Origin of the sequence: Bacteroides sp. MSK.20.12 (assembly GCF_019052435.1) — a bacterium.
Taxonomy (GTDB): Bacteria; Bacteroidota; Bacteroidia; order Bacteroidales; family Bacteroidaceae; genus Bacteroides; species Bacteroides xylanisolvens.
In genome coordinates this window covers 190,085-205,199 of sequence record NZ_JAHQVH010000001.1, presented here as the reverse complement: position 1 = coordinate 205,199, position 15,115 = coordinate 190,085, and the positions used below count along the sequence as shown (strand labels likewise).

The 15,115-nt window shown below is 43.5% G+C and carries 10 protein-coding genes; 3 read left to right on the top strand and 7 right to left on the bottom strand.

Annotated features, from left to right (window positions below):
* Nucleotides 1–49: 49 nt before the first annotated feature.
* On the bottom strand, nt 50–688 hold the full coding sequence (locus tag KTR06_RS00755; RefSeq protein ID WP_074707471.1) for a hypothetical protein: 639 nt from the start codon (nt 686–688) through the stop codon (nt 50–52).
* Nucleotides 689–828: 140 nt separating this feature from the next.
* Here KTR06_RS00755 and KTR06_RS00750 point away from each other — a divergent pair, with 140 nt between their 5' ends.
* Both KTR06_RS00750 and mazG read left to right on the top strand, forming a co-directional pair.
* A complete protein-coding gene (locus KTR06_RS00750; protein WP_074707474.1) occupies nt 829–1,881 on the top strand; it encodes a DUF3810 domain-containing protein in 1,053 nt (350 codons plus the stop codon).
* Nucleotides 1,882–1,909: 28 nt separating this feature from the next.
* Entirely contained in the window at nt 1,910–2,698 is a 789-nt protein-coding gene (mazG, locus tag KTR06_RS00745) for a nucleoside triphosphate pyrophosphohydrolase (protein ID WP_008020955.1), read from the top strand.
* A 218-nt stretch (nt 2,699–2,916) separates the two neighbouring features.
* Here the strand turns inward: mazG and KTR06_RS00740 are convergent, their stop codons facing one another.
* The 6 genes from KTR06_RS00740 to rpsA all read right to left on the bottom strand — a co-directional run bounded on the left by KTR06_RS00740 (nt 2,917) and on the right by rpsA (nt 8,984).
* The gene (locus KTR06_RS00740; RefSeq protein ID WP_074707476.1) at nt 2,917–3,384 is read right to left on the bottom strand and encodes a hypothetical protein; all 468 of its coding nucleotides are present in this window, start codon (nt 3,382–3,384) and stop codon (nt 2,917–2,919) included.
* Between the two features lie 27 nt (nt 3,385–3,411).
* Complete coding sequence (locus tag KTR06_RS00735; RefSeq protein WP_074707479.1) at nt 3,412–3,789, bottom strand: hypothetical protein; 378 nt, start codon at nt 3,787–3,789, stop codon at nt 3,412–3,414.
* A gap of 47 nt (nt 3,790–3,836) precedes the next feature.
* A complete protein-coding gene (locus tag KTR06_RS00730; RefSeq protein WP_008016827.1) occupies nt 3,837–4,388 on the bottom strand; it encodes an RNA polymerase sigma factor in 552 nt (183 codons plus the stop codon).
* A 24-nt stretch (nt 4,389–4,412) separates the two neighbouring features.
* Nucleotides 4,413–5,954 carry a L,D-transpeptidase family protein gene (locus KTR06_RS00725; RefSeq protein WP_254306384.1) on the bottom strand — a complete coding sequence of 514 codons (1,542 nt, stop codon included), beginning with the start codon at nt 5,952–5,954 and terminating at the stop codon, nt 4,413–4,415.
* A complete protein-coding gene (locus KTR06_RS00720) occupies nt 5,944–6,882 on the bottom strand; it encodes a ribonuclease Z (protein WP_049703294.1) in 939 nt (312 codons plus the stop codon). Before KTR06_RS00720 ends, KTR06_RS00725 begins: the two co-directional genes overlap by 11 nt.
* Nucleotides 6,883–7,184: 302 nt before the next feature.
* Nucleotides 7,185–8,984 carry a 30S ribosomal protein S1 gene (gene rpsA / locus KTR06_RS00715; protein ID WP_008645692.1) on the bottom strand — a complete coding sequence of 600 codons (1,800 nt, stop codon included), beginning with the start codon at nt 8,982–8,984 and terminating at the stop codon, nt 7,185–7,187.
* A gap of 96 nt (nt 8,985–9,080) precedes the next feature.
* Here rpsA and KTR06_RS00710 point away from each other — a divergent pair, with 96 nt between their 5' ends.
* A complete protein-coding gene (locus KTR06_RS00710; RefSeq protein WP_217289851.1) occupies nt 9,081–15,107 on the top strand; it encodes a DUF3320 domain-containing protein in 6,027 nt (2,008 codons plus the stop codon).
* Nucleotides 15,108–15,115: the final 8 nt, after the last annotated feature.

The window sequence follows — 15,115 nt, the reverse complement described above, 5'->3', positions numbered from 1 at the left end:
TGATAATGTATATTCTAAAAATAACGGGTGCAAAATTAATAATTTAAATTCAAATCTTACCACCCTCGGGGTGTTTCTGTGCACGGAAAGAGAATTTATATCCCTCATAAAGAGCGAATCCGTAGAACAAGGCAGTCATCGACATTACATTTTTCAACAGAATAGAGAATATCTCTCCATAGTCTACACCTGCCAGGACTTGAAAATAGCCCATATCGTAATCTTGAGAGATATATCCGATAATAGACAAGAAATCACCTAAGATGCAACTAACCAGAGATAATGCCGCACCGATAATTCCGAAAATGGGACGTATTCCCTTGCCCTGCCGCATCGCAAAACCTACCATGAATCCGATAGCAATGGGCATAAATCCTATCTGACGACCTGTAGAAACGGAGATCAAGCCCCATGCCACCGCACCAACGATGCATGCGACAACTGCACACAATACTCCTTTGGGCAGGTTCTCTTCGGCAAGCATTTCCTCTTCTGTCATGGATACCGGAAAGTCTTCCGGCTTGGGAGGCGCTAATCTTTCCAGTTCCTTATCTTGCTCAAAACTGTCACATTCTTCTTCAAAAGCGGGAAGTTCTCCGGTACGTTTACAAACGAGTCCTTTTCCGTTCACAAAATCACGTGACACGCAATTCCTGCAATACTTTTCTATTTCTTCTGATGTAGCCATCTTATCCGGTTTATGTTGAATAACTTTCTCTGATTACGCAGGTACACAAAGTCACTGTTAACAGATTTTTTGCAAATATAGAGGTATTTTTTCGCGCGACGTTTATTAAATGCATATTTTTGTTGACTGATTTTATACAAATGATGAAAAATAAGCCAAATGTAAGATATTTAGCCTTAGGAGCATTATTAATCCTGGTGTGGCTAACGCAATGGATTCCTGCTCTGGCAACGATCTATTCTCAAACAATCTATCCCCTTATCTCCTACGTCCTGTCGTTTTTTTCCGGTTTATTTCCTTTTGCCATAGGGGATTTATTTATTTTCCTTAGCATCACGGGCGTGATTGTTTATCCCTTTTATGCCCGTCTCCGCAAGAAGTTGCCTTGGAAGAAAATCTTATTGCGCGACGGTGAATACTTATTATGGATTTATGTATGGTTCTATCTGGCATGGGGACTGAACTACTCGCAGAAAAATTTCTATCAACGAACAGAAATCCCGTATACCGCCTATACTCCCGAGATTTTCCAAGAATTCGTAGATGATTATATTACTCAACTGAACCGTTCGTATACTCCTGTCAATAGTATCAATCAAGATTTGATACGAGAGGAAACTGTACGAATCTATCATCAGTTAAGTGATAGTCTGGGCGTACATCACCCTCCACACGAGCATCCGAGGGTGAAAACAATGTTATTCACTCCCTTCATTTCGATGGTAGGGGTAACGGGTAGCATGGGGCCTTTCTTCTGCGAGTTTACACTTAACGGAGATTTGCTTCCCGTTAATTATCCGGCCACTTATGCTCACGAATTAGCCCATTTATTAGGTATCACCAGCGAAGCGGAAGCTAATTTCTATGCTTATCAGGTTTGCACCCGTTCAGAAGCGATGGGAATCCGTTTTTCCGGATATTTTTCTATATTGGGACATGTATTGGGAAATGCGCAAAGATTACTCCCGGAAGAAGAATACACCCGACTGTTTAAACGTATCCGACCGGAAATTATCGAATTGGCTAAGAATAATCAAGCGTATTGGGCTGCCAAGTATAGCCCTGTGGTCGGTGCTGTGCAGGATTGGATATATGATCTTTATCTGAAAGGGAATAAGATAGAAAGCGGACGGCAAAACTATTCGGAAGTTGTGGGACTGCTGATTTCCTATCAGGAGTGGAAAAAGAAATAAAAATCAAGAACAAAAAATAGATATATTTATGTCACATACCAGACAAGAACAGATGGAAGCCTTCGGACGCTTCCTGGACATTCTCGACGAACTGCGTGTTAAATGTCCCTGGGACCGCAAACAGACCAATGAAAGTCTGCGTCCCAACACCATAGAAGAGACTTACGAACTTTGCGACGCCCTGATGAGGGATGACAAGAAAGAAATCTGCAAGGAATTGGGCGACGTATTATTGCACGTTGCTTTCTATGCCAAGATAGGCTCGGAAACAGGAGATTTTGACATCAAAGATGTTTGCGACAAACTGTGTGATAAACTGATTTTCCGTCACCCGCATGTATTCGGAGAGGTAAAAGCAGAGACAGCAGGACAAGTTTCCGAAAATTGGGAACAGTTGAAGCTAAAGGAGAAAGACGGCAATAAGAGTGTATTGAGCGGTGTACCCGCTGCCCTCCCCTCGCTCATCAAGGCTTATCGTATTCAAGACAAAGCCCGTAATGTAGGTTTCGACTGGGAAGAGCGTGAACAGGTATGGGATAAAGTGAAGGAAGAAATCGGAGAATTTCAGGATGAAGTAGCTAATATGGATAAGGACAAGGCGGAAGCTGAATTCGGCGACGTTATGTTTAGCCTTATCAATGCAGCGCGTCTCTACAAGATCAATCCTGATAACGCTTTGGAACTTACCAACCAAAAGTTTATCCGTCGCTTCAATTATTTGGAAGAACATACTATCAAGGAAGGAAAAAGCCTGAAGGATATGTCTCTTGAAGAGATGGATGCTATTTGGAATGAAGCAAAGAAAAAAGGACTGTAAGACCTATGAGTAACATTGATTTACATGCCATCATTGAAAGATGATTGGGAGTTCATAATACATGCCAAACAGGATATTCCACTATTGATTGCAGAAATAGAATACTTAAAATCAATGCTATCTAAATAAAAAAATAGAGGCTCTATTCCGTGCGAGTAGAGCCTCTATTTTACTCAAACAGAACGTCTATTCATACGAGTTAGACGCTCTGTTTTTCTTTATTTCTTCTTCGAATCGTTTCCTTTATCCTTGCCACGATTCATTCCTTTTATCATCTCCCGGTGGAAGCGCATTTCCGCACGCTGCACGAGAAATATCTTCTTACTGGAAAGAATCCTTTTGAACTTACCCAGATAAGTCTTATCAAGCTGATCGGCAGCAATACGATTGTTGGCTATCTTATCGTTGATTTCTGCATATTGAGCTTCCGTTGTCTTATCATCTTTACCTTTGCGCATCAAATCCCACGATTCATCATTCAGCTTCTTCTTCTTATCCTGGAGTTCAAAATAGACGGGAAAGAACTTGGCTGCCTCCTTTTTACTCAATCCTGCCTGTTCGGTAATGAATTCCTTTTGTTTTGCCCTGAACTCCTCCCGGGATAAATGCTGATCACATCCGTCAGCAGCCCAAAGAACAGGCATAAAGCCACACAACAAAACAACCCATGCGATTAGTTTTCTCATTTTCTGTATTCAATCAGTTTTAATAAATCATTCTACACTTGTGTCACTCAAATAAACATATAACGAATAATCATCCAGCATAGCACGGTCTAGTGCCACATCCAGCATTTCGTCCGATACGACTTCAGTATCCACCTCCGTCACCGCCACTTCATCGACCGCAGCAGGCTTGTGATCTGTCGACGCTACCCGGATAATCAGGGCCGCACCTACAAACATAGCAGCGAGATAGAGCAATGGTTTCAGTCTTGTCCATGTGCTGACAGATTCTTCCTTGAAAACTACTTTTTCTTTTTCAGGAAGTTTATTCATTACCTCCGAAGTCAGGTTTTCAAAGTAACCATCAGGCACTTTGAAGGAATTTTCCTTACCAAGCTTCTTCAATAGGATATCTTCTTCTTTCATACGTTTTTCTCCTCTCTTTTACTTAGACAACGTCCAATTTAAAAGGTTTAATCTATTTCTTCTAAAAACTTCTCTATTTTCTTCACCGCATGATGATATGACGCTTTGAGCGCACCAACCGATGTACCGAAGATTTCCGACATCTCTTCGTATTTCATTTCCTGATAATATTTCAGGTTGAACACCATACGTTGTTTTTCCGGCAAAGTCAATAGAGCTTTTTGCAGACACAACTGTATTTCGTCGCCCGAAAAGTAGGAGTCACTTTCCAGCTTCTGCACAATCGCAGCTTCAGGATCGTCAATATCCACGGTAGTCATAGCGCGCTGCTTGTTCAGGAAGGTAAGACATTCGTTCAGCGCGATGCGATAGAGCCAGGTAGACAGTTTCGCCTCGGCACGGAAATAATCAATATTCGTCCATGCCTTGATGAAAGTGTTTTGCAGGAGATCGTTCGCATCCTCATGCGACAGTACCATCCGGCGGATTTGCCAATATAATTGCTCGCTATACTGCGCCACAATCATTTCAAATCCTTTCCGCTGTGTACTCTCCTCCTGAAGGAGTTTCAGAACTTCGCGTTCGTTATAAGGAATCATAATCTCTTGTATCTGTATGTTTATTTATGGTTTCAAATTCAGGTTGTTCATTGCTTCTAGTAAAGACGAATCATATTTATAAATGTCCTCACAATACCTCAAATTATTATCGGCAGACAGATAAACCGTCTGATAATCTATAAATAAAGGTATATATTTCTCTAAACTATAATGTTTCAGTTCGCGATAGGCCGCACTGACAGGCAGCTTCTTCCCCTCTTCACTCACCGGCTTGATATCCATTGCAATACGGATACGGTCTTCCAATAATTCATCCGGTTCTTTCAACAAGAAGAAAGCGAAGTCGAGTGCTTTCTGAAGGCGGACGCAACCGTGGCTCACTGCCCGGTTCTTCAACGTGAAAGCCCACCGGGAAGGAGTATCGTGCAGGTATACGGAATGAGGGTTAGGGAAACGGAAGATGATGCGTCCCAATGAATTCCCCGTTTTATTATCCTGCTTCACCGTATAAGGTACACCTTTTCCTGCATATTTAGCCCAATTAACCTGATGAGGATTTACTTGCAAGCCGTTCTTATCGTATACCTTCATGCGGTTACGGGTGAAATAGGTCGTATCTCTGCGATAAGTAGGGATGATTTCTTTCCGGATAATACTTTGAGGTACATTCCAATACGGATTCAGTTCCATATAATAAATCCTGCTCGACAACAGAGGAGTTTTATTTTTCACACTCCCCACACAGATACGCATCTCCAGAATAGAGTCCGTTTCTTCGTTGATTGCCTGCAACATGAATGCCGCCACATTGGCTATCACATATTTCTGTCCTTTATCCAATGCATATTGCCAACGTGCCCGCTCCATATTTACCAACAGACGATTCCGGTAATAATCCGTAGTATCCGTTTTCCCCCAAGCATTTACACGAACCAGTTCTTCCTGCATCTTGCGATAAAGCGGAGAAGAAGGTTGTGCTCCACGAAGAGCAGCAATTGGATTTGCACGCAATGAATCGAGGGCGGCATTTGCAAAAGTAACATCACAATGTTTTAAGGGAATACGATTGATCGAATCATTCCATCTGCGTTCCGAAGGCAGGAAACCAAACTTCAACTGGCACACATACGAAAGATATGCGGCTGTCAACTGATATTCCACATCTGCCAACAGACGGTTCATTGTCTTTCCTTCCTGCAACTTCAAAGAACGTATTTGTTGCAATCTCTCACGGATGCTATCGACCGAATAAAGATTCGGGTTAATACCATGCCGTGAAATGTCTCCCAGCCAGAACAACATAGAGTCCGCCACCTGTGCGGCAGGTTTATCGGACACGAGCGAGTCATTCAACCAGAAGAATTCATCTTTTTCCCGATAATGGGCCAACAAAGCCGAATCCCAGGGAGTTACGGGGCTTTCGTTCAAATAGGAACGAATCATCAGACGAATACTGTCGGCATCTATTTGATAAGCAGGGTTGAACAGTTCTTGCAGGGAAGCCAATGAGTCCGGTATCGGAGATTGGGGTTTCTCTTTCTTACAGGCTGCCAAACAAACGACGAACAGGATTACCGCTCCCCAAAGCAGGCGTCTATTTCTCATACACAGTTCCTCCATCAACGTCAATACACATATTCTCTTTCGCTAAAATGGTTTGCGGGAAAATGGCGGATGCTTCATCAAATAGAATAGATTCATCCTCGTAACGGGCTGAAAAGTGTCCGATCACCAATTGTTTCACATTGGCGTCCAAAGCTAGTTGTGCGGCTTGCGCAGCCGTAGTATGATAAGTTTCCTTGGCACGTGCCTGCTCTGTCTGCGCAAAGGTAGCCTCATGGAAAAGCAAATCTACATTGCTGATTTGTTCGGCAAGCGACGGGCGATAGATTGTATCGGAGCAATAAGCATATTTACGAGCCGGAGCCGAAGGACGGGTCAGACGCAAATTGGGTATTACTTCTCCTTCGGGAGTTACAAAGTCTGCTCCGTTCTTGATACGGTTCAGTTCATAGACCGGGACTTTATAAAAGTCCACCATGTCTCTGATGATATGGTTCGGACGCTGTTTCTCTTCAAAAAGGAAACCGCAACAGGGAATTCGATGTTTTAAAGGGATGGTGGTCACAGTCACCGAACGGTCATCGTAAATGAGCATCGGTTCTTTCGTTTCGAATTCATGGAAGAACACCTTATAAGTCAAAGTCTTACAAAAGAAAGCAAGCATCGGTGCAAACAGTTCTTCCAGTCCTCGTGGAGAATGAATATGCAAATCGGCTGTTCTTCCCAATAATCCGAATGTAGAAATCAGCCCCAACAATCCGAAACAATGGTCACCATGTAGATGAGAGATGAAGATATGATTCAATCGGGAAAATTTCAGTCGCGAACGACGTAACTGCATTTGTGCTCCCTCGCCACAATCAATCATAAATAGTTTTTCACGCAGGTTCACGACTTGAGAGGTCGCAAAATGTCGCGTGGTAGGCAAAGCGGAACCGCATCCCAATATATGTAACTCAAATTTTTCCATGGTATGCAAAGATAAAGCATTTCAGATTCAATCTCGCAAAGGAAGAAACTTTTTTTTCTATTCACCACAGAGGACACGGAGGACGCAGAGGGTAGATTTATATAAATAAAATATATCGCCATCGTTAGTTTGTTAAATCAAGCTTTCACACCCTCTGTATTCTCCATATCCTTCCTGTCCTCCATATCCTCTCCATATCCTCCTTACCCTTCTTACCCTCTGTGTCCTCTACGTCCTCTGTGGTGAATAAAAAAAGGCGCCCCCAACCGGGAGCGCCTTCATCAAAAAATATTCTGTTCAGATTATTTCTTTCCTTCCAACTGTTCTTTCAATGCAGCCAGAGCGTCGATGTCGCCCAGAGTAGTTGAAGCAGCTTGGTTTTGGATCATCGGAGAATCTTCTCTCTTACCAGAAGATGCTTTCTTTGCGCCAGAAGCAGCTTTCTTTTCTGCTCTTTCTTCAGCTTTAGCTACATCTTCGAAGATACGGCTGTGAGACAAGATGATTCTCTTAGCGTCTTTGTTGAACTCGATCACTTTGAATTCAAGTTTCTCATCCAACTGTGCTTGTGAACCGTCTTCTTTTACAAGGTGTTTCGGAGTTGCGAAACCTTCTACACCGTAAGGAAGAGCTACAACAGCACCCTTATCCAACATTTCGATGATAGTACCTTCGTGTACAGAACCTACAGTGAACACAGTTTCGAATACATCCCAAGGATTTTCTTCGAGTTGTTTGTGGCCAAGGCTCAAACGACGGTTGTCTTTATCGATTTCCAATACCTGAACTTCGATGTCAGCACCAATCTGAGTAAATTCTGATGGGTGTTTTACTTTCTTAGTCCAAGAAAGGTCAGAGATGTGGATCAAGCCGTCTACACCTTCTTCGATTTCTACGAATACACCGAAGTTAGTGAAGTTACGTACTTTTGCAGTATGCTTAGAACCTACAGGATACTTTTCTTCGATTGTTTCCCATGGATCTTGTTTCAGTTGTTTGATACCCAAAGACATCTTACGTTCTTCGCGGTCAAGTGTAAGAACAACAGCTTCTACTTCGTCGCCTACCTTCATGAAATCTTGTGCAGAACGCAGGTGTTGGCTCCAAGACATTTCTGAAACGTGGATCAAACCTTCTACGCCAGCAGCGATTTCGATGAATGCACCGTAGTCAGCCATAACAACCACTTTACCTTTCACCTTGTCACCAACCTTCAAGTCAGTATCAAGAGCATCCCATGGGTGCGGAGTCAGTTGTTTCAAGCCAAGAGCGATACGTTTCTTTTCGTCATCGAAGTCAAGGATAACAACGTTGAGCTTCTGATCCAGTTCAACCACTTCTTTCGGATCGCTAACACGTCCCCAAGAAAGGTCAGTGATGTGGATCAAACCGTCTACGCCACCAAGGTCGATGAATACACCGTAAGATGTGATATTTTTAACAGTTCCTTCAAGAACTTGTCCTTTTTCGAGTTTACCGATGATTTCTTTCTTCTGTTGTTCCAGTTCAGCTTCGATAAGAGCCTTGTGAGATACAACAACGTTTTTGAATTCCTGGTTAATTTTAACCACTTTGAATTCCATTGTTTTGCCAACGAATACATCATAGTCGCGGATCGGTTTAACGTCGATTTGAGAACCCGGCAAGAATGCTTCGATTCCGAATACGTCTACGATCATACCACCCTTCGTGCGGCACTTGATGTAACCCTTGATAATTTCTTCATTTTCCAGAGCAGCGTTAACGCGATCCCAAGAACGAGTAGCGCGGGCTTTTCTGTGTGACAGAACGAGCTGTCCTTTTTTGTCTTCCTGGTTTTCGATGTATACTTCTACAGTATCACCTACTTTCAGGTCCGGATTGTAACGGAATTCATTCAAAGGGATGATACCGTCTGATTTGTAACCGATGTTCACAACTACTTCACGCTTGTTCATTGCGATTACGGTTCCGTCAACAACCTCACGGTCGTTCACTTTGTTAAGCGTACCGTCGTAAGCTTTTTCAAGTTCATCGTGGCTAACGTTGGTTACTGTTTCGCCATTTTCATAAGCATCCCAGTTGAAATCTTCAATAGGAGCTACGTTCTTTAAGTTTTCCATTAATAATAAAATTGTTTAATACTTTAATTAAATAAGACATTATATTATCTATAAATCGGGCGCAAAGGTAGAAATATTTTCTTGATTGACAAAAGAATGGCAGAAGAAAAGAGATTTATATCCGTATTTTTTGTAATATTGCAATTCTTAATTTATACAGTTTTTGCCATGGACGAGAGATTGGACAAAGTCAAGGTGCAATGCGACTATTTACCGCTTATTAATTTTGCGATACAACAAAACGGAGCATCGGTCATTCATCAGCTTTCTATTGAGAACACGACATCTGTCCCACTGAAGGACATTCAAGTAGTAATCACGACAGAACCGACTTTCGGAAACGCCGCTCCGATGGCTGTGGAACAGATCCCGGCAAACGGTTCGATCCGTCTGTCGTCATTCAATCTCACTTTGTCCGCCAACTACTTCACACAACTGACCGAACGTTTATCCGGCAACCTGAAAATTGAAATTACTGCTGAAGCGGAACCGATATTCTGCCAAACATATCCTATCGACATCCTGGCATACGACCAATGGGGCGGACTCAACGTATTGCCCGAAATGCTGGCTGCTTTTATCACTCCCAATCATACGGCTATCTCACCGATTATCAAAAGAGCAGCTTCCATCCTGGGGCAATGGACCGGCAACCCGTCTCTCGATGAATATCAAAGCCGCACTCCGGACAGGGTGAGGAAACAGATGGCTGCCATCTATACGGCTATCGCGGAGCAACAGATTATATATAGTACCGTTCCCGCCAGTTTCGAAGAATATGGGCAGCGTGTCCGGTTAGCCGATTCTGTGATGGCACAGAAATTGGGAACCTGCCTGGATATGGCTTTGCTCTATGCTTCCTGTCTGGAGGCAATCGGGCTGAATGCTTTAATCGTCATCACGCAAGGGCATGCCTTTGCAGGAGCCTGGCTGGTGCCGGAAACTTTCCCGGATCCTACGATTGATGATGTTTCTCTATTAACGAAAAGAACAGCGGAAGGAATCTACGACATTACTTTGGTTGAAACGACCTGCATGAATATGGGACATTCGTCCGATTTTGACGATGCGGTGAAGAAAGCAAACGGAAAGTTGGCAGACGGGAATAACTTCCTTCTTGCAATAGACATCAAGAGAGCGAGATATTCGGGTGTACGCCCCATCCCTCAACGTATTTTGCACGGACAGGTATGGGAAGTCGACGAAAAAGAGACCAACATTCAGAAAAGTGCCGTTCATGCCACCCCGCAAAGTATCAATCCGTATGATTTATCGGGCAATGAAACCCAGACCGTAATCACCAAACAACTGTTATGGGAAAGGCGATTGCTGGACTTGAGCCTTCGCAACAACCTGCTGAATATCCGGATTACCAAAAACACGCTCCAACTGATCCCGGCTAATCTGGCTTGCCTGGAAGATGCATTAGCTGACGGAGAAGAATTCCGCATCCTGCACCGCCCTGCCGATTGGGAAAGCCCGGCGATGGATTTCGGAATTTATTCCTCTGTACCGGAGTCTGATCCGGTGGTTGGTTTCATCAACTCGGAGCTTTCACAGAAAAGACTGCGTTTTTATCTGTCCGAAAACGATTTAGGCAAAGCACTGACTCACCTATACCGTTCCTCGCGTACCTCTATTGAAGAGAACGGGGCCAACACTCTTTATCTGGCTCTCGGACTTTTGAAATGGTACGAGACTCCTTCCAGCGAACGTCCCCGCTACGCTCCCATCCTGCTAATGCCGGTTGAAATCATCCGTAAATCGGCAGCTAAAGGCTATGTGATCCGTTCACGGGAAGAGGAAACGATGATGAATATTACGTTATTAGAAATGCTTCGCCAGAACTTCGGAATTACCGTATCGGGATTAGACCCGTTGCCCACCGATGAAAGCGGCGTTAACGTCAAACTGATTTATTCCATCATTCGTAACAGTATCAAAAACCAACGCAAATGGGACGTGGAAGAGCAGGCCATCTTAGGCATCTTCTCTTTCAATAAGTTCATCATGTGGAATGACATTCACAATAATGCCAATAAACTGGTTCAGAACAAAATTGTTTCAAGCCTCATTAACGGAAAGATAGAATGGGAAGCCGCAACAGAAGAAATAGACGCAACGGATATGGACAAACAACTGTCGCCAACGGACATCGTTTTGCCTATCATCGCCGATTCTTCGCAATTGGAAGCCATTTACGAAGCCGTACACGATAAGACTTTTATCCTGCACGGCCCTCCGGGAACGGGTAAATCGCAAACAATTACCAATATCATCGCCAACGCGCTTTACAAAGGAAAACGTGTCTTATTCGTTGCGGAAAAAATGGCTGCCCTCTCCGTTGTTCAAAACCGACTGGCAGCTATCGGTTTGGCTCCGTTCTGTTTGGAAATTCATTCCAACAAAACAAAGAAATCCGCCGTTATTTCACAACTGAAAGAAACAACGGAAATTATCAGGCAGACACCTCCCGAAGAATTCAAAAAGGAAGCGGAACGTTTGCTGAATTTGCGGGCAGAACTGAATCAGTATATTGAAGCCCTGCATAAAGAATATCCGTTCGGAATTTCACTATACGACGCCATTATCCATTATCAATCTGTAGACGTCGAACCTTGTTTTGAGATTCCACAACCTTATCTGGATACATTAGACAAGGATACATTTGCGCAATGGGAAGAGGCTATTGAATCGTTGGTCAGAACCGCCAATGCGTGCGGACACCCTTATCGGCATCCATTAACAGGTATCTCGATTTCCGAATATTCATCTGCCGGAAAAGAAGAAGCCTCTCAATTACTTACCGGTTTCATTGATTTATTAAATACCATTCGGCAGAAGTTGGATGTATTTTCCGTACTTCTGAAAGATACGGATATACATCCTACACGCAAGGATTTCCAAACGATTGCCTGTATCATCCGGAGAATACTCGATATTCCGGAGCTGACTCCGGGATTGCTGACTCTGCCGTTATTGAATGAAACGCTGAATGAATATCGTGAAGTGGTGGTTCATGGGCAAAAACGTGATGAACAAAGAAAAGAAATAGAGGCAGGATTCACCAAAGAGATTCTGTCTATCAACGCAAAGCAGACGGTAGCCGAATGGAACCGGGTATCCGATCAATGGTTCCTTCCCAGATATTTCGGTCAGCGAAAAATCAAAAAGGCTATCAACATCTATGCTTTAAAAACCATTGAAACAGAAGACATCAAACCGCTACTCCACCGGATTATCCGGTATCAGGAAGAAGAGGACGCTGTTCAGAAATACACCGGCCAACTCCCCTCTTTGTTCGGACGATTCGGCAAGAATGAGGATTGGACTGCCATTGAGCAGATTATCAATGATATGGCTTCTCTTCACTCACATTTGCTGAATTACGCAAAGGACATAGCCAAGGTGTCACAAATCAAACAGAATTTGTCTGTACAGCTCACAGAAGGAATTCAAACATTCAGAGATATTCACGCTCACTCTTTCAATGAACTGTACCAGTTGTCGGATACACTCACAGTCATTGAAAAGAAGTTGTCCGGCACGTTGGGTATATCAACAGAAGAGCTTTATACCTCTTCAGCCGACTGGATAACGATTGCGCTATCAAAAGCCCAAACCTGGAAAGATAACCTCGACAAACTCAAAGACTGGTATCAGTGGTTACAAGCATACCAAACTCTGAATAAACTGGGAATCGGATTTGTCGCGACAGAATATAAGGAAAAGAATATCCCTACCGACCAACTGACAGACATCTTCTGCAAGAGTTTCTACCAGGCGGTTATTCAGTATATCATTGCCAAAGAACCCACGTTGGAATTATTCAACGGCAAGATTTTCAACGATATTATTGCTAAATACAAACAAATATCCGCCAAATTCGAAGAAACGACCAAAAAAGAATTGTTTGCGCGACTGGCTTCCAACATTCCGTCTTTTACTCACGAAGCTATCCAAAGTTCCGAAGTGGGCATCCTTCAAAAGAATATCCGCAACAATGCCCGTGGTATATCCATCCGCAAGCTGTTCGACCAGATTCCTACTTTATTGTCGCGTATGTGTCCGTGTATGCTGATGAGCCCGCTTTCCGTCGCTCAATTCATTGATACGGATGCCGACAAATTCGATTTGATTGTCTTTGATGAAGCATCACAGATGCCTACTTATGAAGCGGTGGGCGCTATTGCCCGAGGCAAAAATGTGATTATCGTGGGGGACCCGAAACAGATGCCTCCTACCAGCTTCTTCTCGGTCAGCACCGTAGATGAAGATAATATTGAGATGGAGGATTTGGAGAGTATTCTTGACGACTGCCTTGCTTTGTCTATCCCTTCCAAATATTTATTATGGCATTATCGGAGCAAACATGAGAGCCTCATCGCTTTCAGCAACTCCGAATATTACGATAACAAACTGATGACTTTCCCTTCTCCAGACAACATTGAATCGAAAGTCAGGATAGTCAACATCAACGGTTATTATGATAAAGGCAAATCGCGCCAAAACCGGGCGGAAGCTCAAGCGGTAGTAGACGAAATAGCCAGAAGATTGAGAAGCGAGGAATTGAGAAAGAAAAGTATCGGTGTGGTGACTTTCAGCATCGTTCAGCAAGCCTTGATAGAAGACTTACTTTCCGACCTCTTTATCTTCCATCCTGAACTGGAAACTCTTGCCCTGGAATGTGACGAACCGTTGTTTATCAAAAACCTGGAGAATGTGCAGGGAGATGAACGGGACGTTATTCTCTTTTCTGTGGGCTACGGTCCGGATGCAGAAGGACGTGTCAGCATGAATTTCGGCCCATTGAACCGGGTAGGTGGCGAAAGAAGGTTGAATGTGGCCGTTTCACGTGCCCGGTATGAGATGATTATCTATTCCACTTTAAGATCGGATATGATTGACCTGAACCGGACTTCCTCTATCGGAGTGGCCGGATTAAAACGTTTCCTCGAATATGCGGAGAAAGGAACTAGGAATACAATCAACAGTGTGACAGCCCAATCAACGGAAGCAGCAGCCTCCATCGAGAATATCATTGCCGATAAACTGCGTTCATTGGGATACACCGTGCATACAGACATCGGATGCTCCGGTTACAAAATAGATATAGGTATCGTTGACACCGAAAATACCTCCAACTATCAATTAGGTATTATCTGCGACGGCAAAAACTACAAACGTACCAAGACCGCACGTGACCGGGAAATTGTGCAAAACAATGTACTGAAAGCACTCGGCTGGGATATCTACCGAATATGGACTATGGACTGGTGGGAAAAACCAGACGAAGTAATAGCAGCTATTCAAGAGGCTATCGCACGCAAAATGAGTTCAAAGGTTAATGCCAAAACAACGACAAGCATCGGAATTGGATCTGATCCAATGACAGCAGAAAAAGAATCTGTGAACAAAGAGTCGACAGACAAAGAAAAAATAACAAAAGAAGAGTCAATAAAAGAAGCAGTACCGACTGCAGAGAGAGATAACAATGAAATTTCATTTGTACTCAAAGCATCACCTGCCACTTCTGAAAAGCAAACTGCTTCCGCATCTTCCGCACAAAGCGGAATACAGCAAAAGTACCGATCGGCAAAGATCACTCCAGGCAGCTATTCGCCGGAAGACTTTTTCTTTAGTGAAAGCTATTCTATCCTCACTTCTCAAATACAGAAGATTATAGAGAACGAAGCTCCGGTCAGCAAATCATTGCTTTGCAAGAAGATTCTGTCTGAATGGGGAATCAGTCGTTTGGGAGCACGGGTAGAAACACAGATAGAGACGGCTTTAGATACACTAAATATCTATCGCACCGAACATGAAGGATTTGTTTTCTGCTGGAAAAACAGAGAGCAATGTATCTCCTACTCTATTTATCGTCCGGTTTCCGAGCGGGAAGCGACAGATATAGCTCCTGAAGAGATAGCCAATGCCATCCGACAACTGTTGACAGACTCCATCAGCCTGCCTGTGGCAGATTTGATAAAAGCATGTGCACAACAATTCGGCTTTGCCCGTATGGGATCGAACATAGACGCTGCCATGCAAAGAGGTATTCGCGAAGCCGTGAAAAGGAATTATGCCAAAATTGAAAACGAACGGGTGACGATTGCGGATTAAATGTTGGT

Excerpts from the sequence above, each read along its gene's own strand:
- KTR06_RS00720 (WP_049703294.1), bottom strand. The coding sequence starts at position 6,882 with ATGGAAAAATTTGAGTTACATATATTGGGATGCGGTTCCGCTTTGCCT.
- KTR06_RS00755 (WP_074707471.1), bottom strand. The coding sequence starts at position 688 with ATGGCTACATCAGAAGAAATAGAAAAGTATTGCAGGAATTGCGTGTCA.
- rpsA (WP_008645692.1), bottom strand. The coding sequence starts at position 8,984 with ATGGAAAACTTAAAGAACGTAGCTCCTATTGAAGATTTCAACTGGGAT.
- KTR06_RS00730 (WP_008016827.1), bottom strand. The coding sequence starts at position 4,388 with ATGATTCCTTATAACGAACGCGAAGTTCTGAAACTCCTTCAGGAGGAG.
- KTR06_RS00710 (WP_217289851.1), top strand. The coding sequence starts at position 9,081 with ATGGCAGAAGAAAAGAGATTTATATCCGTATTTTTTGTAATATTGCAA.
- KTR06_RS00750 (WP_074707474.1), top strand. The coding sequence starts at position 829 with ATGATGAAAAATAAGCCAAATGTAAGATATTTAGCCTTAGGAGCATTA.
- mazG (WP_008020955.1), top strand. The coding sequence starts at position 1,910 with ATGTCACATACCAGACAAGAACAGATGGAAGCCTTCGGACGCTTCCTG.
- KTR06_RS00740 (WP_074707476.1), bottom strand. The coding sequence starts at position 3,384 with ATGAGAAAACTAATCGCATGGGTTGTTTTGTTGTGTGGCTTTATGCCT.
- KTR06_RS00725 (WP_254306384.1), bottom strand. The coding sequence starts at position 5,954 with ATGAGAAATAGACGCCTGCTTTGGGGAGCGGTAATCCTGTTCGTCGTT.
- KTR06_RS00735 (WP_074707479.1), bottom strand. The coding sequence starts at position 3,789 with ATGAAAGAAGAAGATATCCTATTGAAGAAGCTTGGTAAGGAAAATTCC.